The 23252-nt window shown below is 33.6% G+C and carries 20 protein-coding genes; 13 read left to right on the top strand and 7 right to left on the bottom strand.

Annotated elements, in window-relative coordinates; genetic code table 11:
- Positions 1-13 precede the first annotated feature (13 nt).
- On the bottom strand, positions 14-190 hold the full coding sequence (locus DMB68_RS23470; protein ID WP_165830198.1) for a hypothetical protein: 177 nt from the start codon (positions 188-190) through the stop codon (positions 14-16).
- 73 nt (positions 191-263) lie between these two features.
- Complete coding sequence (htpG, locus tag DMB68_RS23000) at positions 264-2147, bottom strand: molecular chaperone HtpG (protein ID WP_110348972.1); 1884 nt, start codon at positions 2145-2147, stop codon at positions 264-266.
- Between the two features lie 202 nt (positions 2148-2349).
- Here htpG and DMB68_RS22995 point away from each other — a divergent pair, with 202 nt between their 5' ends.
- From DMB68_RS22995 to DMB68_RS22985, 3 genes are all read left to right on the top strand, one after another.
- Positions 2350-2853, top strand: coding sequence for a lipocalin family protein (locus DMB68_RS22995; RefSeq protein WP_165830197.1), 504 nt, complete (start codon positions 2350-2352; stop codon positions 2851-2853).
- 17 nt (positions 2854-2870) lie between these two features.
- Positions 2871-3566, top strand: a complete 696-nt coding sequence (locus DMB68_RS22990; RefSeq protein ID WP_110348970.1) for an OmpA family protein — start codon at positions 2871-2873, stop codon at positions 3564-3566.
- Between the two features lie 103 nt (positions 3567-3669).
- Positions 3670-4617 carry an ABC transporter ATP-binding protein gene (locus DMB68_RS22985; protein ID WP_110348969.1) on the top strand — a complete coding sequence of 316 codons (948 nt, stop codon included), beginning with the start codon at positions 3670-3672 and terminating at the stop codon, positions 4615-4617.
- Here the strand turns inward: DMB68_RS22985 and DMB68_RS22980 are convergent.
- From DMB68_RS22980 to DMB68_RS22965, 4 genes are all read right to left on the bottom strand, one after another.
- Positions 4614-4898, bottom strand: a complete 285-nt coding sequence (locus DMB68_RS22980) for a GNAT family N-acetyltransferase (protein WP_110348968.1) — start codon at positions 4896-4898, stop codon at positions 4614-4616. The genes DMB68_RS22985 and DMB68_RS22980 overlap by 4 nt on opposite strands.
- A 5-nt stretch (positions 4899-4903) precedes the next feature.
- The gene (locus tag DMB68_RS22975; protein WP_110348967.1) at positions 4904-5299 is read right to left on the bottom strand and encodes an OsmC family protein; all 396 of its coding nucleotides are present in this window, start codon (positions 5297-5299) and stop codon (positions 4904-4906) included.
- Between the two features lie 2 nt (positions 5300-5301).
- On the bottom strand, positions 5302-6183 hold the full coding sequence (locus DMB68_RS22970; protein ID WP_110348966.1) for a pirin family protein: 882 nt from the start codon (positions 6181-6183) through the stop codon (positions 5302-5304).
- Between the two features lie 124 nt (positions 6184-6307).
- On the bottom strand, positions 6308-7408 hold the full coding sequence (locus tag DMB68_RS22965; protein WP_110348965.1) for a DNA alkylation repair protein: 1101 nt from the start codon (positions 7406-7408) through the stop codon (positions 6308-6310).
- Positions 7409-7589: 181 nt separating this feature from the next.
- On the opposite strand from DMB68_RS22965, the gene nadC reads away from it, so the two are divergent.
- The 5 genes from nadC (at position 7590) to priA (ending at position 13104) form a co-directional block, all read left to right on the top strand.
- On the top strand, positions 7590-8447 hold the full coding sequence (nadC, locus tag DMB68_RS22960; protein WP_110348964.1) for a carboxylating nicotinate-nucleotide diphosphorylase: 858 nt from the start codon (positions 7590-7592) through the stop codon (positions 8445-8447).
- Between the two features lie 69 nt (positions 8448-8516).
- On the top strand, positions 8517-9443 hold the full coding sequence (locus tag DMB68_RS22955) for a YihY/virulence factor BrkB family protein (protein ID WP_110348963.1): 927 nt from the start codon (positions 8517-8519) through the stop codon (positions 9441-9443).
- Positions 9440-9871, top strand: a complete 432-nt coding sequence (locus DMB68_RS22950; protein ID WP_110348962.1) for a DUF2147 domain-containing protein — start codon at positions 9440-9442, stop codon at positions 9869-9871. Before DMB68_RS22955 ends, DMB68_RS22950 begins: the two co-directional genes overlap by 4 nt.
- A 13-nt stretch (positions 9872-9884) precedes the next feature.
- Positions 9885-10631, top strand: coding sequence for a subclass B1 metallo-beta-lactamase (gene bla-B1-FLAV, locus DMB68_RS22945; RefSeq protein WP_110348961.1), 747 nt, complete (start codon positions 9885-9887; stop codon positions 10629-10631).
- 22 nt (positions 10632-10653) lie between these two features.
- On the top strand, positions 10654-13104 hold the full coding sequence (priA, locus tag DMB68_RS22940; protein WP_110348960.1) for a replication restart helicase PriA: 2451 nt from the start codon (positions 10654-10656) through the stop codon (positions 13102-13104).
- Here priA and DMB68_RS22935 read toward each other — a convergent pair whose 3' ends face one another.
- Positions 13105-13803: a LytR/AlgR family response regulator transcription factor gene (locus DMB68_RS22935; RefSeq protein WP_110348959.1), complete on the bottom strand. Its 699-nt coding sequence runs from the start codon at positions 13801-13803 to the stop codon at positions 13105-13107.
- Between the two features lie 181 nt (positions 13804-13984).
- Between DMB68_RS22935 and rpsF the strand changes: the two genes are divergently transcribed.
- The 5 genes from rpsF to DMB68_RS22910 all read left to right on the top strand — a co-directional run.
- Complete coding sequence (gene rpsF, locus DMB68_RS22930; RefSeq protein ID WP_007810575.1) at positions 13985-14326, top strand: 30S ribosomal protein S6; 342 nt, start codon at positions 13985-13987, stop codon at positions 14324-14326.
- 5 nt (positions 14327-14331) lie between these two features.
- Positions 14332-14628 carry a 30S ribosomal protein S18 gene (rpsR, locus tag DMB68_RS22925; RefSeq protein ID WP_007138295.1) on the top strand — a complete coding sequence of 99 codons (297 nt, stop codon included), beginning with the start codon at positions 14332-14334 and terminating at the stop codon, positions 14626-14628.
- Between the two features lie 69 nt (positions 14629-14697).
- Positions 14698-15138, top strand: coding sequence for a 50S ribosomal protein L9 (gene rplI / locus DMB68_RS22920; RefSeq protein WP_110348958.1), 441 nt, complete (start codon positions 14698-14700; stop codon positions 15136-15138).
- Positions 15139-15253: 115 nt separating this feature from the next.
- Positions 15254-15727, top strand: a complete 474-nt coding sequence (locus DMB68_RS22915) for a DUF6495 family protein (protein WP_110348957.1) — start codon at positions 15254-15256, stop codon at positions 15725-15727.
- 1096 nt (positions 15728-16823) lie between these two features.
- On the top strand, positions 16824-23252 hold a 6429-nt coding region (locus tag DMB68_RS22910), incomplete at its 3' end, for an immunoglobulin domain-containing protein (protein WP_449404081.1).

The following is a 23252-nucleotide window of genomic DNA, read 5'->3' as shown; positions in this document are numbered from 1 at the left end:
CTTTTGTGAGCCCTTATATTCCTGTATCATACCAAAACTGCCTGAACGAAAGATACACCGTAAAGCCCGCCCCGTAGGGAAGCCATAAAAACAGATACAAAATGTTCATATCTAAATCATAATACATCAATGATTTAGATATGATCAGAATAAGCTTTTCTGAAAAATCTAATATTAAAAGTTTATACATACCGGTTTTTTAAAATAAAAAAACCTGCAAAATGTAAGCTTGCAGGTTTAACAATTATTATGATTTAAATATGTTATTTGATCAAATCAAAACTTCTTTTTACAAAAGCTGTAAGTTCTTCTCCTTTTAGTAAGTTTTGAGATAATTTGGCAAGATCTAAAGCTTGCTTAACCAAATTTTCCTGTGTTGACTTATCTTCTGTATTTAAAATATTCGAAGCCAAATCGGAGTTTGTGTTTACTACTAAATTATACATTTCTGGCATATTTCCCATTCCAAACATTCCGCCACCTCCAGACTGGCTCATTTCTTTCATTCTACGCATAAATTCTGGTTGCGTGATAATAAATGGTGCAGCCTGACTGTCCATGGCCTCTAATTGTACAGAATATGCTTTTGGTATGTAGGCTTCTAATGAAGTTTTTAAAGTCTCCTTTTCTTCATCAGATAATTTAGAAATTGTGTTTTCATCTTTTTTGATTAGATTATCAATGTGATCCGAATCCACACGAACAAATGTTAAACCACTATTGTCTCCTTCAATTTTCTGAATTAAATGTGAAATAATTGGAGAATCTAAAAGTAATACTTCATACCCTTTGTCTTTTGCAGTTTCAATATAAGAGTGTTGTGCATCCTTATTTCCTGCATATAAAATAACAAGCTTTCCGTCTTTATCAGTCTGGTTTTCTTTTAGTTTTTCTTTTAATTCTTCAAGAGTAAAATAAGTATCATCTACAGTCGGGTATAATACAAATGCACCTGCTTTTTCATAAAATTTATCCTCAGAAAGCATTCCGTATTCTAAAACGATTTTAATATCGTTCCATTTTGCTTCAAAATCAGCACGATTTTCATTAAATAGTGCTTTTAATTTATCAGCTACTTTACGTGTAATATAGTTTGAAATTTTCTTTACTGCACCGTCAGCTTGTAATCCTGAGCGAGAGACATTTAATGGAATATCCGGAGAGTCTATAACGCCTTTTAACATGGTTAAAAACTCAGGGACAATTCCTTCTACATTATCAGTAACGTAAACCTGGTTTTGATACAATTGAATTTTATCTTTCTGAATTTGCATATCAGAACCTAATTTAGGGAAATATAAAATTCCGGTTAGATTAAATGGATAATCTACATTCAAATGAATGTTAAATAATGGTTCTTCAAATTGCATTGGATACAATTCTCTGTAGAAGTTTTTATAATCTTCATCAGATAATTCAGTAGGCTGTTTTGTCCAGGCTGGATTTGGGTTGTTAATGATATTGTCAATTTCGACAGTTTCATTGATGTAATCTTCAGGAGCGTTTTCCGGTTTAGGAAGCGTTTCAGTCTTTGTTCCAAATTTAATTGGAATGGGCATAAATTTGTTATACTTATTTAATAAACCGCTTATTTTAGAATCTTCTAAAAATTCTAAAGAATCTTCTGCAATATGCAAAATAATTTCAGTACCACGTGAAGTTTTGTCAGCCGGCTCTAAAGTAAATTCAGGACTTCCATCACAGGTCCAGTGTGCAGCTGGCTCATCTTTGTATGATTTTGTAATGATTTCTACTTTTTCCGCAACCATAAATGCAGAGTAGAAACCAAGACCGAAATGGCCGATAATTCCAGAATCCTTAGCAGAATCTTTGTATTTGTCAAGGAATTCCTCAGCTCCAGAAAAAGCAACCTGATTAATGTATTTTTCTACTTCATCAGCTGTCATCCCTAAACCCTGATCGATAATGTGGATTTTTTTTCCTTCTTTATCAACCTTAATTTCAATGATTGGATTTCCATATTCAACTTTAGCTTCTCCAATGCTAATAAGGTGTTTTAATTTTAAAGTAGCATCAGTTCCATTGGAAACCAACTCACGTAAAAAGATTTCGTGATCACTGTATAAGAATTTTTTGATCAAGGGAAAGATGTTTTCTACAGAAACATTAATTTTACCTGTTGTCATATTTTTTTATTTTTTTAGTTTAATAAGATGATTTTCACTTATTCAAATAGAGTACCAATTATTTTTTGTGTGACAAAATGTCTTATGTGTTAATTTTGAAAGAAAATAATCGGATTTTGGAACAGGATATATTTCATGAATCGTATCTTTGTTGTATAATAATTTTTAAATGTGTAAGTAATAACTTAAATAATTCTACAAAATGAAGAAATTTATTTTCATTTGCATGATGTCCACGATCTTATTTGCGTGTAAATCAGCTTCGTCAACTACAGCTTCAACCGAAGCAACAGAACTTTCAAAAAAACTTGACAGACCTACTCAAGTGGCTATTAAAGGAAATTGGATACTTACAAATGTTTCCTATGCAGGGTCTGATTACATCAAAGTAAATTCTTTCGATCTTGCAGATTCAAAATGTTTTATAGGCAGTACCTGGAATTTTATTTCAAATAACAATAAAGGTACAATGACATTGAATGCTCCTAGTTGTACGGCATTTAGTTCTCCTATCGTCTGGAGTATCAATAATCAGGGACTTTTTGTATTAAAAATTGTTGATCCGGGAACAAAATCAAAAAATGTCAGATCAGGATATTTGCTTAAAGTAGCAGGATTAACTGATAATTCATTTCAGTTGATTGATAACATCAATGTTGGTGGACAGTCTAAAGATGTAACTTACCAATTTCAAAGAGCTAATTAATATTAAAAAGAATAAACATGAAAAAAATAACAGCATTAAGTTTAAGTAGTTTACTAGTATTAGTTAGTTTGTTTGCAAGCTGTGATTCAGTAAAAAATGCCAATAATACTCAAAAAGGAGCCGGTATCGGCGCTGTTGCAGGTGGTGTAATTGGAGCGGTATTAGGAAATAATTTGGGGAAAGGCGGAAACGCTGCTTTAGGAGCTGCAATTGGTGCTGCAGTAGGTGGTGGAACAGGAGCGCTTATCGGTAATAAAATGGATAAACAGGCTCGTGAAATTGATCAGGCTTTGCCTGGTGCAGAAGTAGAAAGAGTTGGTGAAGGAATTCACTTGACACTTAATGAAAATGCTGTTCGTTTTGATACAAACAAATCAACACTTACTTCTCAGGCAAAAGCAAATTTAGATAAATTAGTTCCTGTATTTAATGATTACGGAGATACTAATATAGAAATCTTTGGTTATACTGACAACACAGGAAAACCAGAGTATAATTTAACACTTTCAGGACAAAGAGCTGCATCTGTACAGGCATATTTAGTTTCAAAAGGATTGAAATCCAGCAGATTTAAAACTTCAGGTTTAGGAATTGCGGATCCAATTGCATCTAATGAAACTGTTGAAGGAAGATCTCAAAACCGTCGTGTTGAATTTGCTATTACTGCAAACGACAAAATGGTAAATGATGCTAAAGCACAAGCTGGAAAATAATTAAATTACAATAATATTTATTAAAAGCTGTTTCTTATTTGAAGCAGCTTTTTTTTGCCTTTCGAAATTAAACATTGTAAATTTGAACTCTCAATTAGAACCCATGCTTGATATTCAAAATATTTCTTTTTCGTATACTGATAAATCTGTTATAAACAATATTTCTTTTACTATAAACAAAGGTGAAAACATTGCTATTATTGGCGAGAGTGGTTGTGGAAAAAGTACACTTCTCAAACTTATGTATGGTTTATATGATCTGGATGAAGGAAAGATTTTCTATGAAGAAAAGCCTGTTTTAGGTCCAAAATATAACTTGATTCCCGGAATGCCTTACATGAAATATCTGGCTCAGGATTTTGATTTGTCACCATATGAAACAGTGGCTGAAAACGTAGGGAAGTTTCTTTCGAATGGTTTTGCCAATATGAAAAAGCTTCGCGTTCAGGAACTTTTGGAAATGGTTGAGATGGAACAGTTTTCGAATGTTAAAGCTAAATTTTTGAGCGGAGGACAACAACAACGTGTTGCTTTAGTAAGAGTGCTGGCTTTAGAACCGGAAGTTATTTTACTGGATGAACCTTTTAGTCAGATAGATGCTTTTAGAAAAAATGCTTTGCGCCGAAATTTATTCCGATATTTAAAGCAGAAAAAAATTACCTGTATTATCGCTACACATGATAGTACGGATGCATTGTCTTTTGCTGATGCCGCAATTGTAATGCGTAGTGGAGAAATTATTACTAAAGGGAATCCAACTGAAATTTATACAAATCCATCTTCGAAATATGTAGCTTCACTTTTTGGTGAAGTAAATGAGATTCCTACTCATTTATTACAACTTACCGAAGATGAAAATGCAAAATCATTAATTTATCCTCATCAACTAATTATGGTAGAGCATTCTGATTTACAAGTAAAAATCAGAAGAACTTATTTTAGAGGAAACCATTATTTGATTGAAACAGTTTACAAAAGACAATTGATATTTTTTGAAAATGAATTCGACTTGCCTTTAGAAATTACAATCTTTTTGGGACTTAATTCTTAACGAAATAAAACGTCGTGAATTTCCTCCGTTTTATCGAAGACACTTTTTGCAAAAGGGCAAAGTGGAATAATTTTTAGGCCATTATTTCTGGCATACTCTACGGCAGCCATAACCAATTTTTTACCAACACCTTTTCCATTAAACTCTTCGTTAACTTCTGTGTGGTCAATTATAAATTTTGAATCTCCAGCCCAGGTATAAGTCATTTTTCCTGCTTGTTTGTCGCCTTCGACAGCTTCAAAATAGCCTCTTTTAATATCGTTTATTTGTTTAATTTCCATGATAATTAAATTATAGTTGTTTGTATTTTAATAGTGTTGGTAAGCGTTTTGTGAATAGGGCATTTTTCAGCAATTAAATGCAATTTTTGCCTTTGGCTTTCGTCAATCTCTCCCGTTAGTTCAATTTTTCGGGTAAACAAAGAAATATTTTGTTCGCTGTCTTTTTCAAAATCTACTTTGATGTCAATTTCAGAAACATTCCATTGTTTTCTATTGATATACATTCGTAAGGTAATTAAAGTACAGGAAGCTAAGGCAGAAGCCAGAAGTTCAGACGGACTAAAACCTAAATTTTTTCCTCCAACTTCCTGAGGTTCATCTGCAATTACAATATTCCCGCTGGCAGAAGTTATTTCGGTACGATACAAGCGTGTATCTATTTTTGCTGATAATGTTTCCATAGTTATTTAATTCTTGGTTCTGGTAATGGGACAAATTCGGTTTCTCCCGGAACTTTAGGGAAGGTCTGTGCTGTCCAGTCTTGTTTGGCTTTTTCGATAAGATTTTTATCTGATGAAACAAAATTCCAAAAGATGAAATGTTCTTCAGGGAAAGGCTGTCCTCCAAAAATATAAACAGTTGAATTAGCTGCAATTTCAAATTCACAAAGTGTACTGTCGTTTGTAATTAAGATTTGTTTTGGATCGTAAACATGTTCTCCGCTTTTGATACTTCCCTCCAAAATGTACAAACCACTCTCACCAAATAAATGGTTTCCGATATTGATTTTTTGAGCTTCTTTGCTTTTAATTTCGATAAAATATAAAGGACTATAAACAGGAACAGGAGATTTTTTTCCGAAAGCTTCACCGGCAATCAGTTTATATGAAATGCCGTTTTCTTCCCAGGCCGGAATATCCTGTGCTTCTACATGTGTGAAATTCGGATCCATTTGTTCTAATTCTTTAGGAAGTGCAACCCAAATCTGTAAACCGTGCAGCATTTTATCAGAATGTCTTAAATATTCCGGAGTTCTCTCAGAATGAACAATTCCTTTTCCAGCGGTCATCCAGTTTACGGCACCGGGCTTTATTTCTAATTCTGTTCCTAAACTATCGCGGTGCATAATGCTTCCTTCAAACAAGAAAGTGAGTGTTGAAAGTCCAATATGCGGATGGGGAGGAACATCCATGTTTTGATATTGATTTAAGTGTGCCGGTCCCATATGGTCGATAAATACAAATGGTCCAACAGCTCTTTTTTCACGGAAAGGCAATAATCTCCCTACCATAAAATTGCCAATATTGGCAGCGCGTTCTTCGATAATTAAACTGATATTTGACATGGTTGATTTTATTTGAAAACAAAATTACAGTTCCAGTACGATTCTGTAACTTAATTTAGATTAAGAAGTTGTTTTGTTTTTTAGTGATATAAAAATAAGGAATAAAATATATAGAATTAATGATTTAATTCGTTAACTCAAATTCTAAAACCTCACTTTCAGTTCCATTAATTATAATTGACAATTGGTGAATTCCGGTATGAAAAACACGGGTCGTAATGATTTTAAAAGACTGATTTCTTTCAATCTTTGTTAATTGGTTTGAAGGATAGGTTTTTTCACTGATTTTAAAAACTTTTTTTGCCAGATGTCCTTTTGCTTTTTTGTAATGAACAGCATATTCTAAGCGAACCGTTTTTGGCTCTTCATTTTTATTGTTCAGATGAAATTGAAACTGCAGATAATCTCCAATTTTTACAGTTGGTGTTTTGATTTTAAAAGATGTAAGTTCAATATTTGTGCTTTCCAGACCATAATGGCTCAGAATTTCAGGATGTCCTTGTTTTAATAAAGTGCGACAACCGTGTTTGATGATTCCATCTGTTTCTTTGGAATGACCTTTCCATCTTAAAGCAATTTCAAGTACGATTTGAGGATTATCTTTAGCAATATCATTCAAATTATTGGCAACACTTCTTCGAACATACTCAGAAGAATCATTTTTTAGATTTTCTAAAATTGGAAGGATAGAAACCGGGTCTTTTTTCAGAAACGGAATTGCCATCGCCCATGGTAATCTCGGACGAGAACCTTCACTGGCTAATCGTCTTACGTGATGATTTTCATGTAAAGACCATTTTGTCATTTCGTCAATCATTTTTTCCTTATATTTTAAAATGAAAGGACGAACAGCAAATTCACAGCTAATAAATTGCGTTACAGAAACAAATGCTTTCGCTGAAGTTTCAAAATCTTCTAAACCGTATATTTCGATATAATCGGCAAAAAAGATATATTCTAAACCGCCATTTATAGATTTATTTGTTCTAAGGTTTTTAATGATTTCATCAATCAAGGAAACGGCTTCAGGAAAATTTTGAGGTATAAACTGATGGAAGACAACAGTGGTGTGTTTCATTCGGTCTTTCCATTCTTTTTTTGCGAAGTCGCCTTCATAAATCGCATCAATGAATTTTTGTTTATTGAATGCCGGATGTACTTCGGCAACAGCCTGACTAAAGTTTTCGTAAAAAGAAAGCGAGTAAATATCTTTAATTAATCCCATAAAATTTAATCAAATGAACTTCAAAGATATTTAATGTTCTTCTATTTCTTAGAACATTCTGAGATTAAGTTCTAACTTAGTTTTTCTAATTTACTTGTTAATTTACAATTTTTAAAATTAAACTGAAACTTTTTAATCCATAAAATATATCCTAATTTAGCAATTCCTAAAATATATAAAGATGATTAGCGAAGTACAATTTCAAGCCGAATTACAATTAATGATTGCCAACGCTATAAGAGAAGATGTTGGTGCAGGTGATTTCAGTTCGCTTGCCTGTATTCCGGATACTGCTCACGGACAAGCTAAATTATTAGTAAAAGATCAGGGAATAATTGCCGGTGTTGAATTGGCTAAGATGATTTTTGAATATGTCGATCCAAAACTAAAAATAAAAACTTTTATTGAAGATGGAACTCATGTAGAATACGGGGAAGTTGTTTTTGAGGTTTCAGGAAGTTCTCAATCTATTTTAAAGGCAGAAAGAGTGGTTTTGAATACTATGCAAAGAATGTCTGCAATTGCGACTAAAACAAATCATTTAATGCAGCTTTTAGAAGGGACAAGTGCAAAAATACTGGATACCCGTAAAACAACGCCCAATTTTAGAGCAGCCGAAAAATGGGCAGTAAGAATTGGAGGAGGTGAAAATCACCGTTATGCCTTATATGATATGATAATGCTGAAAGACAATCATATTGACTTTTCAGGTGGAATTACACTTGCTATAAAAAAAACCAAAGAGTATCTGAAAGCTAATAATCTGGATTTAAAGATTATTGTTGAAGCCAGAAATTTAGATGAGATCCGTGAAATTTTATTGAGCGATGGAATTCACAGAATCCTGATTGATAATTTTAATTATGAAGATACTAAAACCGCAGTGGTATTAATTGGTAAAAAATGCCAAACGGAATCTTCAGGAAATATTAGTGAGAAAACAATTCGGGAGTATGGCCTTTGCGGTGTAAATTATATTTCATCAGGAGCTTTGACACATTCTGTTTATAATATGGATTTGAGTCTGAAAGCGTTTTAAAAAAGAAATACGTTCGAGTTGATGACTAAACATTTTAAAATCTGAAGGCTCTAATCTAAAAATATTTATATGTCGCAAGAGATAGCAAATCGGCTTGAGAAAATACCAGTTGTACGTTTTTTAGTTCGATTTTTAAAGAATATAAAATTGCCATGGTTAGAGGGCTTTTCTTTATATGATTTGCTCGAAATGTATATTTTAGGCATTCTTGAAGGAGCTTTTTCATATCATGCCAGTGCTGTTTCTTTTAGCTTTTTTATGGCTTTATTTCCTTTTGCACTATTCATTCTGAATTTGATACCCTATATTCCAATTGAAGGATTTCAGAATGATTTTTTACAGTTTGTACAACAAGGAGTCCCGCCAAATACTTACGATGCGATTAGTAAAATTATAAGCGATATTTTAAATAATAGTCACTCAGGTTTATTATCATCAGGATTTTTACTTTCAATTTTTTTGATGGCAAATGGTATTAACGGAATTTTGAGCGGTTTTGAATCTTCAAAACATGTTTTTGATAAGCGGGGCTTTTTTCATCAGTATTTAGTGGCGTTGGCTATTTCGCTTGTAATGACTGTCATATTATTTGTAACGGTAGCTACGATCGTTGTTTTTGAGGTTTTTATTCAAAAAACAATTATTCAGGATGTATTAAGTGATCGTATTCCCTTGATTATTTTAGGACGTTACTTATTTGTTATTTTGATGATTTTGATAACCTCTTCAATATTATTGCGATATGGTACAAAGCAATATAATAAAGTACCTTTTATTAGCATTGGATCTGTTTTTACTACGGTGCTAATTGTTATATCTTCGTTCTTTTTTGGGATTTGGGTTATAAAATTTTCAAAATATAACGAACTTTATGGTTCTATTGGGACATTATTAATTCTAATGTTTTACATTTGGATAAACTGTATGATTCTCCTTTTGGGGTTTGAATTGAATGCTTCTATTAGGAAATTAAGACACAAAAATAAAGTAGTATGAAAAATTTGATGTTAACTTTTGGATTGTTTTTTCTAACATTTGGAACTATTTACAGTCAAAGTGTTATTGGGAAATGGAAAACAATTGATGATGAAACGGGTGAAGCTAAGTCAATAATAGAGGTTTATGAAAAATCTGGAAAGATATACGGGAAAGTTGTAGACATATTACGTGCTGATCATAAAAAAGATGTGTGCACAAAATGTGACGGAGCTGAAAAAAATAAACCGATCATGGGTATGGTAATTATAAACGGACTGAAAAAAGAGGGTTCAGAATATAATGGAGGAACTATTTTAGATCCAACTAACGGAAAAAAATATAAATGTTATATTACGCTGGATTCTCCGGATAAATTAAAACTTCGTGGGTATGTTGGAATTTCTATTGTGGGAAGAACACAATATTGGACACGAGTGAAAAATTAATTTCATAAATAAAATGCGAAAATTAGCATCGATAATTTTATTCTTAACCATGCTTTCAAATAGTTTTGGACAATCTAAGAATTCTCCATTACAGATAAGTCATCTTACAGGTGACTTTTATATTTATAAAACCTTTCATGATTACAAAGGAATGTTGATTTCGGCTAATGCTATGTATCTTGTTACGGATAAAGGTGTCGTTTTGTTTGATACACCCTGGGATCAAACTCAATATCAGCCTTTGTTGGATTCCATAAAAACAAAACATAAGAAAGATGTCATAATGTGTTTTGCAACACATTCTCATGACGACCGTGCAGGAGGTTTGGAATTTTACAGACAAAAAGGAATTAAAACTTACACTATAAAAGTAACGGATGAAATTCTTAAGAGTGAAAACAAAAAAAGAGCCGAATTTATAATTCCGAATGACACTATATTTACTGTCGGGAAACATAGATTTGAAGTTTATTATCCGGGAAGAGGACACGCTCAGGATAATATTGTAGTTTGGTTTAATAAAGAAAAAGTGCTTTATGGAGGCTGTTTTATAAAAAGCGCAGAAGCAAAAGATTTAGGATATTTGGGTGATGCAGATGTGAAAGAATGGGAAAAATCAATCCAAAAGGTGCAGGCGAAATTTAAGAAACCAATCTATATTATTCCGGGTCATGACAATTGGACAAATATAGTATCTCTAACTCATACTTTGAAAATGGTTCAAAAATACAACACTGCACAAACTTCTGGTAAAAAATAATCATCAATTTTAAAATAATTACATGTTTTTTGTCGAAGTTGTTTTACCACTTTCCTTAGCCAAAACTTTCACCTATCGCATTTCTGAGGCTGAATTTCATTTCATAAAAAAAGGAATGCGGGTGGCTGTGCCTTTCGGAAAAAGCAAAATTTATACGGCGTTGGTTATTGATATGCATCAGAATGAGCCAAGCTTGTATGAAGCCAAAGAAATACATCAGATATTGGATGAAAAACCAATAGCAACAGAAATTCAGATTAAACATTGGGTTTGGGTTGCAAACTATTATATGTGCGGCATTGGTGATGTGTATCGAGGAGCTTTTCCTGCCGGGTTATTACTGGAAAGCGAAACGATTATTTCCCATAAACCAAATGTTACGATAAATGATAGTGAACTTTCGGATGATGAATTTTTAATTTACGAGGCCTTGCATCACCAAAGCTCCCTTAAAGTTCAGGATATCATTTCAATTCTGAATAAAAAAAATATTCTTCCGGTTCTTCAAAAACTGATCGCTAAAGATATTATTGTTTTAGAAGAAGAAATTAAAGAAAATTACAAACCAAAACTGGTTCGATATGTGAAATTGCATTCAAAATATGAATCAGACAGCGGTTTAAATGAATTGTTAGAAGTGTTGAAAAACGCTAATAAACAAAAAGAAATTGTTTTGGCTTATTTTCAAATCAGTGCTTCAGAAAAAAAGCCAATTACAGTTAAGAAATTGGTTGAAGTTTCAAATTCGACTTCGGCAGTTGTAAAAGCATTAATTGAAAAAGAAATTTTTGAAGAATATTACTTGCAACATGACAGAGTTTCTTTTAATGGAAAAGCTTCGGAAAAACAATTATTTTTAAGTGATGCTCAGGAAACAGCTTTGAGTGAAATTAAAAATAGTTTATCAGAAAAAGAAGTTTGTCTGCTTCATGGTGTTACTTCAAGCGGTAAAACAGAAATATATATTAAGTTAATAGAGGAATATTTAGAAACAGGAAAACAAATTTTATATCTTTTGCCCGAAATTGCTCTAACAACGCAGTTAGTCTCTCGCTTGCGGCTTCATTTTGGGGACAAAGTAGCTGTTTTTCATTCTAAATACAGCAACAACGAAAGGGTAGAAGTCTGGAAGCAGACACTTGAAAATTCGGATAAAGCTCAAATTGTAATAGGAGCAAGGTCGGCTTTGTTTTTACCTTTTAATAATCTTGGTTTGTTGATTGTTGATGAAGAACATGAGCAGACTTTTAAGCAGACAGATCCGGCACCCAGATATCATGCGCGCGATGCGGCAATTGTTTTGGCTAATTTTCATAATGCAAAAGTGCTTTTAGGATCTGCAACTCCAAGTATTGAGACTTATTTTAATACTCAGATTGAGAAATTCGGATTGGTTACGATTACGGAACGTTATAATAATGTTCGAATGCCTGAAGTTGTTTTAGTTGATTTAAAAGACAAGCACTTTAGGAAAAGAATGACGGGACACTTTAGTGATCTTTTAATAGAGGAAATAGCAGAAGCTTTATCTTTGGGCGAACAAGTAATTTTGTTTCAAAACAGAAGAGGGTATTCACCTATAATTGAATGTCTTACTTGCGGGCATGTTCCTCATTGTCAGCAATGCGATGTGAGTCTTACTTTTCATAAGCATAAAAATCAGTTGCGTTGTCATTATTGTGGATATTCAATCGCAAAACCAACCAATTGTCACAGCTGTTCCAGTATTGATTTGACAACAAAAGGTTTTGGAACAGAGCAAATCGAACAGGAATTAATGTCACTTTTTCCAAAAGCTAAAACATGGAGAATGGATCAGGATACTACACGTGGAAAATTCGGCTTTGAGAAGATTATAGATTCATTTAAAAATCGTGAAATTGATATTCTGGTTGGTACACAAATGCTGGCAAAAGGATTAGATTTTGATAATGTGAGTCTGGTAGGAATTATGAATGCAGATAATATGTTGCATCATCCCGATTTTAGGGCTTTTGAGCGTAGTTTTCAGATGATGACACAAGTAGCAGGAAGAGCAGGAAGATCAGAAAAACAAGGAAAAGTGGTGATTCAGACTTATAATCCGGACCACAATACAATTCAGCAGGTTACAATGAATAACTATAGTGGTATGTATAAGGAACAATTATATGATCGTCAGATTTATAAATATCCTCCTTATTTCAGAATTATAAAACTGACATTAAAACATCGTGATTATGATAAATTGAAAGAAGGATCGATGTGGATGTATCAGGTTTTGAGTCAAAATCTAAATATTCCTGTGTTAGGTCCCGAAGAACCTGCAATTAACAGAATCAGGAATGAATATATAAGAACAATTTTGATTAAAATTCCGCAAAACATGCCATTAGCAGGTACAAAAAAAACTATTCAGAAAATGTTGAATAGTTTTGAGGCTGTTGCTCAGTACAGAGCTATAAAATTAATTATAAATGTAGATTTTTATTAATTATGACGGTGTTGATAATGCCCTTACCAAATCTTCTTTTTTGTTTCGGCTAAGAGGAATTTTAGTAATGCCAATTTCAGCAAATTTACTATTGAAACGTTCGACCTTGTCAATATTGATAATATAAGATTTATGAACGCGAATAAATTTTTCTTTTGACAAATCATTTTCAAAAGATTTCATAGTTGATAGCACTAGATTACTGTCGTCTTCTGTAACAACTCTTACATAGTCCCCAAAAGCTTCAATCCATTTAATTTTTGCTGTGAAAATTTTAAGTTTCTTTAAGTTGCTTTTGATGAATATATGTTCGCCTTCTTCTTCTTTTACCTCTTTTTTAAGTAAATGCATGTCAATTGCTCTTTTTACAGAAGCATTAAAACGATCTACAGCTATAGGTTTTTGCAAATAGTCTGTAGCATCATAATCAAAAGCTTTTAACGCATATTCAGCTTTGGAAGTAATAAATATGATTTGCAATTTTGATTTTAAACCATCAAGAAAGTCAAATCCGTTAATAACAGGCATTTCAATATCTAAAAATATCAAATCGATATTATTCAAAGAGATACAGCTTTTTGCTTCAATGGCATTAGAAAAGTCTCCAATTAGGTTTAAACCAGGATGATTGTTGACTAATTTTGCAATAATTGCCCTCTGTATAGAACTATCATCTACAACAACACAGTTTAGTTTCATAAGAGTTTAAATTTAAATAAATACAGGATAGCATAAAGTAAATGTATTACTTTTTTGGAAAAAAAACTAAGGAGGGCGTCTGTTTTTTGCTTTTCAACGAATAAAAGAAAAAAAAGATTGGTTATTTGAAAATAATATGTACTTTTGCACCCAAAAATTTTAACAAATAAATATTGTATTTATGAATCATTATGAAACTGTTTTCATTTTAAATCCCGTTTTATCTGAAGTTCAGGTAAAGGAAACAGTAACGAAATTTGAAGAATTTCTTACTAGTAGAGGAGCTGAAATGGTATCGAAAGAGGATTGGGGTCTGAAAAAAATGGCTTACGAAATCCAAAACAAAAAAAGTGGTTTTTATCACTTATTCGAATTCAAAGTAGCTGGAGAAGTTCTGATTGCTTTTGAAACTGAATTCAGACGTGACGAAAGAGTTATGCGTTTCCTTACAGTAAGTTTGGATAAACATGCTATTTCTTGGGCTGAAAGAAGAAGAGCTAAACTTAAATCTACAAAAGCTTAATTATCATGGCAACATTACAACAATCTGCTTCAGGAAAAAAAGACGGGGATATCAGATATCTTACGCCTTTGAACATAGAAACTAACAAAACTAAAAAGTATTGTCGTTTCAAAAAATCAGGTATCAAATATATTGATTATAAAGATGCTGATTTCTTATTGAAATTCGTAAATGAGCAAGGGAAAATTCTTCCTCGTCGTTTAACAGGAACTTCTTTAAAATACCAAAGAAAAGTGTCTGTAGCTGTAAAAAGAGCTCGTCACTTAGCTTTAATGCCATACGTGGCCGATTTATTAAAATAGTATTAAAAACAAAGTTGTTGGTTTCCGGTCGAATGGAACCTAACTTCTAACTTATATAAGGACAACAACATGGAAATTATTTTAAAACAAGACGTTCAAAACGTAGGATTTAAAGATGACGTAGTATCTGTAAAACCTGGTTATGGTCGTAACTTTTTGATTCCTCAGGGTTTTGCTACATTAGCAACTCCTTCTGCTAAAAAAGTTTTAGCTGAAAACCTAAAACAGAGAGCGCATAAAGAAGCTAAAGTTGTTGCTGATGCTAAAGCATTAGCTGAAACTTTAAAAGCTCTTGAAATTAAACTTACTGCAAAAGCTGGTGGAGAGAAACTTTTTGGTTCTATCACAAACATCGACATTGCTGAAGCTTTAGAGAAAACAGGTAACGCTATTGATAGAAAATTCATCACAAGCGGTATCGTAAAACGTACTGGAAAATATTCTGCAAGCATCCGTTTACACAGAGATGTTATTGTAGATTTACCATACGAAATTGTTGCTGAAAAGTAATAGTTTAAATGTAATATGAAAATCCCGATGAGAATCGGGATTTTTTTGTTTTAAGAAATGAATAATTACTATAAAGCTATTTGCTTAATAATAGCGTTATATATATCAACTAAAAATGAAGTACACAAGATTAACAAAAGAACAGTTTGATGAATTACATGCTGAATTTGCAAGCTTTTTAGCTACTCAGGCCATTGATAAAGCAGAATGGGATTCTTTAAAAACGAATAAGCCTGAAGTTGCTGAACAGGAATTAGATGTTTTTTCTGATTTGATTTGGGAAGGGGTTTTGTCCAGAGCAGAATTTTTAGAACATTTTTCTAAAAATCATATCTTTTTATTTCAATGTTTTGAAACTTATGTGCTGTCTATAGTTTTAAAATCTTTGGTGACTGAAACTGATTTTTTGACTAAAGACGGGCTGCAATGGCTAAGTGACAATATGTTTACAGATGCAATTGAAATGAAAACAGGAAAGAAAATTTTTACTGAAGATAGAAATTCTTCAATTTTTGAATTAATTCAGCAAGGTGCTTTTTTAAGTGATGGACAATTGTTTAAGCAAATTAATTCTATTATAGAATCATAATCTTAGTTATTGGTAATTAAGTAGTTAAGAAGTATTTTGATGTTTTTTTTTACTCTTTTTTAATTTTTTAACTTTTGTTTAATCTTTTTAATATTTTGACCCCGTATTTCTACCTGCTTTTTTGTAAATCTTTTAATAAATCTTTAATATTGTTAATTAGGCTATTTTTCTGTATAATAATTATAAATAAGGTAAAAAAACATCTTTTTTTGTAGGTTAATTCTTTATTTTTAAAAAAAAATATAAAAAAAATAGCATTTTGTTGTGATATTTTTAACTACGAATTGAGGTGGGAATTGTAGTATTTATAACGTTTAAGGCTGTTTTTGTGGAATTCTTATTTTTTAATGATTTAAAAAATAAGAATTTTACAGTTGTTTGGTATTTTGTTTTTTTTTAATTTTAGATTATCAAGATTAAACAAAAAGTTTTTACTCGTTTAAATTGTAATTCAAAAATTATTATTTCAAAATATAAGGAATTACTTTTTATTGCATAATGTGAAGTTTTTATAATAACATATTAAATAGCTGCTTATGAACTTAATATTTACTTTCTTCAGCAAATTTGCATTCCTCATTAGTGTTATTTTAGTTTTTATAAACTTATGTCAGTTTAAGTTTATAGATAAATTTATCTATAAACTTAAAACTTATATCAGTATTGTATTTTTAATTCCAGATCTGATTGATTATTAGTATCATTTTTGAGATAAGAAAATATATTTTGTATTCAATTTTTTAAAACCCAAATTTTAAAATTGTTTTTATAAAAGGAATAATCAACTTTTTGTAAATGTTAAATTGTACAAGATATAAAAAATAGAATTTCTAAATTCAAATTACCCAAAACAAATCACTCCTCTTAGAAGCCTGATTAAATTAGGTCTTCTGCAAATGTTTAAGACGTTTTTTTATTTTATCGATAAAAAAGTGCTCTTTGGTTACTTATTATTTTTTTTAATTTCAGATTAAGCCAGATTGTTTGAATTTAGGCTTGTTTGTTAACTGATTGATTTTTAATTTTTTAAAATTGTATAAGACAATTGTCTTACTGCAACAGGGTTTCTATTGTCCATTTTCTAATCTTCCAAATTATGAAAAAAAAATTACAGATTTTTAATCTCAACTTCCAGAGGGGATTATTAGGAGCATTGTTTTCTTTGCTTTTATTTTCAAATTCTTTTGCTCAGAATGTGTGTAGGCCAATCTCGCAAACTAATAGTACGGGTGGTCTTTTATGTGTTGGAATGAGCGTTACCGATCCAAATGATGCATTTGACACAAGTATGAGTACTTTTGCTACGATAAGCAATGTACTTGGTTTAGCTTGTTTTGCACAAGAAACATTAACTCTTAATCAAACTGCGAAGGCTGGAGATCAAATCGTAATTTATTTTGGTACAGGAGGAGGTTTGCTTAACCTGAGTCTTTTATCAAATGTGACCATTCAAGCAAAGCTTTCGGGAGCAGATGTTGCTGCCCCAGTTCCATTAAATAACGGATTATTAAATCTTGAATTATTACCCGGAAATCAAATAGCTGTAATACGATATACACTGCCGGGAGATACAAACCAGGCCAGAATTCAGGTAGGAGGACTTCTGAGTGCATTGGTAAATTTAAGAGTATATGATGTGAGGCTGGATTTTGCAAAGCCAACTGTTACTAATGGTTTGACACAGACTGTTTGTTCAGGTAGTTCTTTAAATTTATCAGCTACACCTGCATCCGGGACTACTCTGGAATGGTTTAGTTCGGCAACTTCTACAACTCCGTTGATATCAGGAAATAATTTTACAACACCAAATTTAACTGCTGATACAACTTATTACTTGGGAGTTACGAGAGCAGCAGGTTGTGAAGGAAGCGAGCGTGTTCCTGTACAAATTAATGTTTCAAATCCGATAGCACCTGTGGTAAGCACTTCAGGAACTTCTATATGTTCTTCAGGGGCAACACAGCAAACTACATTATCTGTAATAAATCCAATACCAGGAACCACTTATAATTGGTATAACGTAGCATCAAACGGTGTTTCTTTAGCTTCGGGGACTACTTATTCCCCAACTGTTCCTTTGGGAACTACAAGTTTTTATGTTGAGGCTGTAATAGGAAGTTGTTTGAGTCCTGCAAGAACTCAGGTTGATGTAATTTCGACAGCTATCCCTGCTGTTCCAACAGTTTTAACTCAAAGTGTAACCATTCAATCTGGTCAAAATGCTACTTTGAATGCTACTACTGCTGAGTCAGGAGTTACTCTAAATTGGTATGATGTTGCCAGTGGAGGATCTGCAATTGCAGTTAATTCGTCTACATTTACAACACCGGTTTTAACATCTTCAAAAACATATTATATTGAAAGTCAGAGTGCAACAGGAAATTGTGTTAGCGCAAGAGTTCCTGTTGTTGTTAATGTTCAGACAACAGCCTTGGGAGGTTGCTTAGGAGCTGGTAGCCAACAAACAAATCAAAATGGTTTATGCTTGTTATGTAACGTAACAAGTCCCAATAATTCTGTTGATGGAAATCCTGCAACGGCAACCAGACTTACGGTTCCCATTGGATTAATAAACGGATGGATTCAGCAGACACTACAATTTAATAATCCGGGCAGAGCCGGAGATATTGTTGATGTTGAATTAGAATTACCAGGAGGACTAGCGGATGTTGCCTTACTGGGCGCTGTTAGTTTAGCAACTTATAATGGAGCAACCTATAATAATGACAGGGTTTTAATTAATAATTCTCTGATAACTTTACAATTATTGTCAGGAAATCGTTTTAAAGCGAGTTTAGAGGCTGGAGCTGCTTTTGATCGTGTTGAGATTCGATTAGGAGGCATAGCAACAGTATTGACTAGTGTAGATATTTATCAGGCAACTTACAGATATAAATCTCCAACAGGTTTAGCTAATAGAACTATTTGTAGTGGACAAACTACAACTATAGTTGCTAATATTGGAGTTGGTGAAACTATTAATTGGTTCGATGTAGCAACAGGAGGTACTTCTTTGGCAAGTACTACTTCTTTCACAACTCCTGCTTTGACAGTTCCAACTACTTATTATGTAGAAATAATCAGAAATGGCTGCGTTAACAGTGAGCGTTTTCCTGTAGTTATATCAATTTATAACCCTATAGCACCTGTTGTTGATGCAGCAGGTACAACAATTTGCAGCGGTCAGACTACTACATTAAATATTCAGGCACCTGTTGTAGGGACTGTTTACAAATGGTATGACGCAACTTCAGCCGGAAATTTAGTGTTTACGGGGACTTCTTTTACAACGCCAAATTTAACTGCCAATACTAACTATTTCGTTGAAGCAGAAATTGGAAGTTGTTTAAGTGCAGCACGTACCCCAGTTGCGGTGACTGTAAATCCGTTACCCGCAGCACCAATTGCGGCATCATCAAATGTTGTTATTCAGTCAGGGCAGAGTGTAGCCTTGCAAGTATCAAGTCCGGATTCTAATGTTACATTTGACTGGTATGACGTGCCAGTTAACGGAACTGCTTTAGCAACGGGAACCAATACCTACACGACACCCACTTTAACAGTAAATAAAACCTATTATGTTACAGCCAGAGGTATAACATCAGGTTGTATAAGCAGTGCAAGAACAGCTATTAATGTTTTGATAAATAATTCGGCAAGTAGTTGTTTACAGGCTAATGCACAAGTCACAACTTTAGATCCTGGTTTGTTATGTGTTTTATGTAGTTTCACCAATCCTGGAGGATCTGTTGATACAAACGTAAATACTTTTACAAGACTTTCTACAGTGGCAGGTATAGCCGGGGCTTATGTTGAACAAGTTGTAACATTCCCTACGATTGGTCAGACAGGGGATGTTATAGATGTTGAACTTGCATTGCCGGGAGGATTAGCAGATGTGTCATTATTAGGGGGGGTAACTTTAGCAACATACAATGGAGCGACTTATAATAATGACAGACATTTCCTTACGAATAGTTTATTAAGCTTGCAATTACTATCGGGAGATAGATTTAAAGCAAGTTTTGTTGCAACTGCAGCATTTAATAAAGTAGAAATACGATTAGGAGGATTAGTCACTTTATTAACAAATTTAGATATTTATGGCGCTGCATATAGATTTAAAGATGCTATAATAACAGGTGCTACATCTCCAATTTGCAGTGGACAAACTGCAAGTTTAGCTGCCAGTTCAACTGTAGCAGGAGAAACATTTAAATGGTATGATGCTGCAAGCGCAGGAACAGAACTTTCTCCAACAGCAACATATACGACACCAGCTTTAACAGCAACAACAACTTATTATGTAGAAGCAACACGTGATGGAACTTGTGTTAATAGTGTTCGTCAGCCTGTTACGGTAACTGTTTCACCATTTGCAACTGCAGCAGATGTGACGATTAATAGTCCTTTAGAAGCTTCTTGTACCGGAAGCGTTATATTATCTCCTACATCAGCTTTAGCTGGAGCGCAGTTCAGATATTATACCGATCAAAATAAAACACAGGAAATTATAACCGGATCAACAGTTGTTGCGCAACCGGGAGTAACTTTCTCTAAAAATCCAACAACTGGTGCATTAACAATTAATGGTCTAAGTTCTACTGTACCATCGTATAATTATTATGTATCTGTTGTTAGCTCAGCTACCTGTGAAAATGCTATCAATACCCTGAAACAAGTAACAGTTAACTCTCCTTCGGTTACACCTTTGGTAGTGATAGGGACTACCTTGGAAGGTTGTGGAACTGTAAATTTAGCAAATGCTATAACTGGTTTTGATACAACAGGAAATACAACATACATTTTCTATGACCCTTCAAACAATATTTTGCCTGCAGCAGCTGCAGCTAATATAAATACAAGCGGTGTTTACTCAATTCAGGCTCAAGGTAACGGTGTTACATGTCCATCCGGTAAGTTACCGGTAACTGTTTCTGTTAACCCGTTACCAAGTTTGGTTGTCTCAACCCCTTTCTTATCAGTAAATGCAGGAACTAATGTTCTTTTGAATGCGACATCAAACGGAACAATAACATGGTTTAATCCTCAGGGAAATCCTTTGACGGGCCCGGTATTTACAACCGGAGTTTTAAATACTCCGGGAGTTTATACTTATACAGTAGTTGCTACCAGTGCTTTTAATTGTTCAACTTCAGCAACAATTACAATCAATGTTATAGATCCAAATAGCTGTCAATTATTGACAGAAAGAGTTTATGCGACCGGACAAAGTTCGGGCTCAATTGTAACAGGTGGAGTAGCCAATCCAACTAATGCTATTGATGGAAATACGCAAACTTATTCTACAATAGTAACAGGAGTTGGTCTTTTAGGAGTTGGCACTACCTGGCAGAATTTGACATGGCCAACAAATATAGTAAAAGGAACACCGGTTACTGTTAAGTTGGGAGCTGAATATAGTTTATTGGCTGTTGCTCAAGGTTTATCAGTGGTTGGGACTAAAAGTGGAGTACCTATTGGAACAATGCTACCCGTATCAGGATCACTATTAAATTTATTACCAGGCGAAAAATCGTATGAGTTTACTTTTGTTCCTGCAAATTCATCCGGACCGCAAGATTATGACGGAATTAGAGTAATATCCGGAGCACTTTTGAGCGTTGCTCAAAACACTAAAGTATTTGATGCTTATTACACGAAGAAAGTTTCAACAGTAGCTTGTACTCCGGGTGATGTTCAGGATGTGTTTTATGGGGCAACAGATTTAGGGATAGGAGCTTTGACTTCTACAGTTGGAGTTAGCGATGCATGGAATGTAGCTGATAATGATGTTTCTACTTATGCAACAATGTATAGTGGGGCTGGAGTTTTGGCTGCAGCTGATTTGACAGTTGCATTTAAAACACCGTCAATTGTAAGTGACACATTAAGAATTGTGGTTTCTAAACCGGGTGCTCTTTTAGATGTTAATTTACTTACCGGATTTAGTATTCAGCGTTATTTAGGAAATGTTGCCGTTGGAGCTCCAATTCAAAGCAATAGTGCGCTATTAAGTATTAGAGTATTGCCGGGAAATACAATGTCAATGGTACTTGTATCTTCCTTGCCAGAAGCATATGATCGCGTAAGAATTCGTTTAGGCGGTGTAGCAGGAGTTTTAGATTTCCTTAGAGTTCATACAGTTGAACGAGTAGCGAATACGAAAGTAATTGGAAGTGATCCTGATAATAAAATTACGGTTTGTCCGGGAACAGATGTTACTCTTCAGACTCCGACAGATGCTTGTTCAAATTATATATGGTACGATTCGCCAACAGGAGGTTCTGTTGTAGCAAATGGGATTACTTTTACAGTTCCTGCTACATTAGCAGCCGGCGTTTACAAATATTATGTACAGCCGGTAAGATATGGTTGTGAATCTTTATCAAGAGGAGAAGTTACTATTGAAGTGAAAGCTTCAAGTCCGGAAAATGCTTTAACAAATATTACTCTTAACGGAGGAGCAGTTACTTCAATTTGTTCTCCAACAGGAACGATAACTTTAAACACAAGTCTAAGCGGAACCCCATTATTAACAAATCCAATTTATTATTGGTATAATTTTGACGGAACCACAAGTCAGTTGATTGCGGGTGAAACAACTTCTCAGTTAATTAGAAACGGATTAGCTCCCGGGACTTACACTTATTTTGTTGGAGTTAGTTCAGATGAGTTTTGTGAAACTGCAATAGCAGACAGAAAACAAATTACTTTTACAATATTACCACCATCAGTTCAAAATGATATTTTAGTTGATGATACAGCAGTTTGCCATAACGTTCCGGCAACCTTAATACCTACAACTACATTAACAACTCCGATATTTTATTGGTATTTTGATGCGAATAAAACGCAGCCTATAACAAATGGAACTGTAAGTGGCGTAACTTATGCCATAAGTTCTACAGGAATTTTAACTGTGACAGGTTTAACACGTGCTGTGAGTCCGATTACGTATTATGTTGGGGTTTCAAGTGATACATCTTGTGAAAATATTGCAGGTACACTTCAAACTGCCACTGTAATTATAAATGATCCTGATGCACCAACTACAACAGACAACACACAGGATTTCTGTTTGGTAAATGCACCAACAGTTGCCAATATTCAGGTAAATGAGGCTAATGTTGTTTGGTATAATTCCTTGACAAGTACAACGGCTATTGCACCAACAACCACTTTAACCAACGGTATTTATTACGGAGCGATTTTAGACCCGGTAACAAGTTGTGAAAGTTCAGCTCGTCTGGCAGTAACCATTACCATAAATGACCCAGGTACACCAACTACCGCAGACAACACACAGGATTTCTGTTTAGTCAATGCACCAACAGTTGCCAATATTCAGGTAAACGAAGCAAATGTTGTTTGGTATAATTCCTTGACCAGTACAACAGCTATTGCACCAACAACAGCTTTAGCAAACGGTACTTATTACGGAGCGATTTTAGACCCAGTAACAGGTTGTGAAAGTGCTGTCAGATTGCAGGTTACTGCTACCATAAACGACCCAGGTACACCG

Origin of the sequence: Flavobacterium hydrophilum (genome assembly GCF_003202405.1) — a bacterium.
GTDB lineage: Bacteria > Bacteroidota > Bacteroidia > Flavobacteriales > Flavobacteriaceae > Flavobacterium > Flavobacterium hydrophilum.
The sequence above is the reverse complement of the archived record's forward strand: the minus strand, read 5'-3'. Positions and strand labels throughout refer to the sequence as shown.

What these genes read in the sequence shown, in the direction of transcription:
- DMB68_RS22950 (WP_110348962.1), top strand. Translation starts at nt 9,440, where the DNA reads ATGAAAAATTTGATGTTAACTTTTGGATTGTTTTTTCTAACATTTGGA.
- DMB68_RS22955 (WP_110348963.1), top strand. Translation starts at nt 8,517, where the DNA reads ATGTCGCAAGAGATAGCAAATCGGCTTGAGAAAATACCAGTTGTACGT.
- DMB68_RS22935 (WP_110348959.1), bottom strand. Translation starts at nt 13,803, where the DNA reads ATGAAACTAAACTGTGTTGTTGTAGATGATAGTTCTATACAGAGGGCA.
- DMB68_RS22915 (WP_110348957.1), top strand. Translation starts at nt 15,254, where the DNA reads ATGAAGTACACAAGATTAACAAAAGAACAGTTTGATGAATTACATGCT.
- nadC (WP_110348964.1), top strand. Translation starts at nt 7,590, where the DNA reads ATGATTAGCGAAGTACAATTTCAAGCCGAATTACAATTAATGATTGCC.
- DMB68_RS22975 (WP_110348967.1), bottom strand. Translation starts at nt 5,299, where the DNA reads ATGGAAACATTATCAGCAAAAATAGATACACGCTTGTATCGTACCGAA.
- rplI (WP_110348958.1), top strand. Translation starts at nt 14,698, where the DNA reads ATGGAAATTATTTTAAAACAAGACGTTCAAAACGTAGGATTTAAAGAT.
- priA (WP_110348960.1), top strand. Translation starts at nt 10,654, where the DNA reads ATGTTTTTTGTCGAAGTTGTTTTACCACTTTCCTTAGCCAAAACTTTC.
- DMB68_RS22995 (WP_165830197.1), top strand. Translation starts at nt 2,350, where the DNA reads ATGAAGAAATTTATTTTCATTTGCATGATGTCCACGATCTTATTTGCG.
- htpG (WP_110348972.1), bottom strand. Translation starts at nt 2,147, where the DNA reads ATGACAACAGGTAAAATTAATGTTTCTGTAGAAAACATCTTTCCCTTG.
- rpsF (WP_007810575.1), top strand. Translation starts at nt 13,985, where the DNA reads ATGAATCATTATGAAACTGTTTTCATTTTAAATCCCGTTTTATCTGAA.
- DMB68_RS22970 (WP_110348966.1), bottom strand. Translation starts at nt 6,183, where the DNA reads ATGTCAAATATCAGTTTAATTATCGAAGAACGCGCTGCCAATATTGGC.
- DMB68_RS22990 (WP_110348970.1), top strand. Translation starts at nt 2,871, where the DNA reads ATGAAAAAAATAACAGCATTAAGTTTAAGTAGTTTACTAGTATTAGTT.
- rpsR (WP_007138295.1), top strand. Translation starts at nt 14,332, where the DNA reads ATGGCAACATTACAACAATCTGCTTCAGGAAAAAAAGACGGGGATATC.
- DMB68_RS22985 (WP_110348969.1), top strand. Translation starts at nt 3,670, where the DNA reads ATGCTTGATATTCAAAATATTTCTTTTTCGTATACTGATAAATCTGTT.
- DMB68_RS23470 (WP_165830198.1), bottom strand. Translation starts at nt 190, where the DNA reads ATGTATAAACTTTTAATATTAGATTTTTCAGAAAAGCTTATTCTGATC.
- DMB68_RS22965 (WP_110348965.1), bottom strand. Translation starts at nt 7,408, where the DNA reads ATGGGATTAATTAAAGATATTTACTCGCTTTCTTTTTACGAAAACTTT.
- bla-B1-FLAV (WP_110348961.1), top strand. Translation starts at nt 9,885, where the DNA reads ATGCGAAAATTAGCATCGATAATTTTATTCTTAACCATGCTTTCAAAT.
- DMB68_RS22980 (WP_110348968.1), bottom strand. Translation starts at nt 4,898, where the DNA reads ATGGAAATTAAACAAATAAACGATATTAAAAGAGGCTATTTTGAAGCT.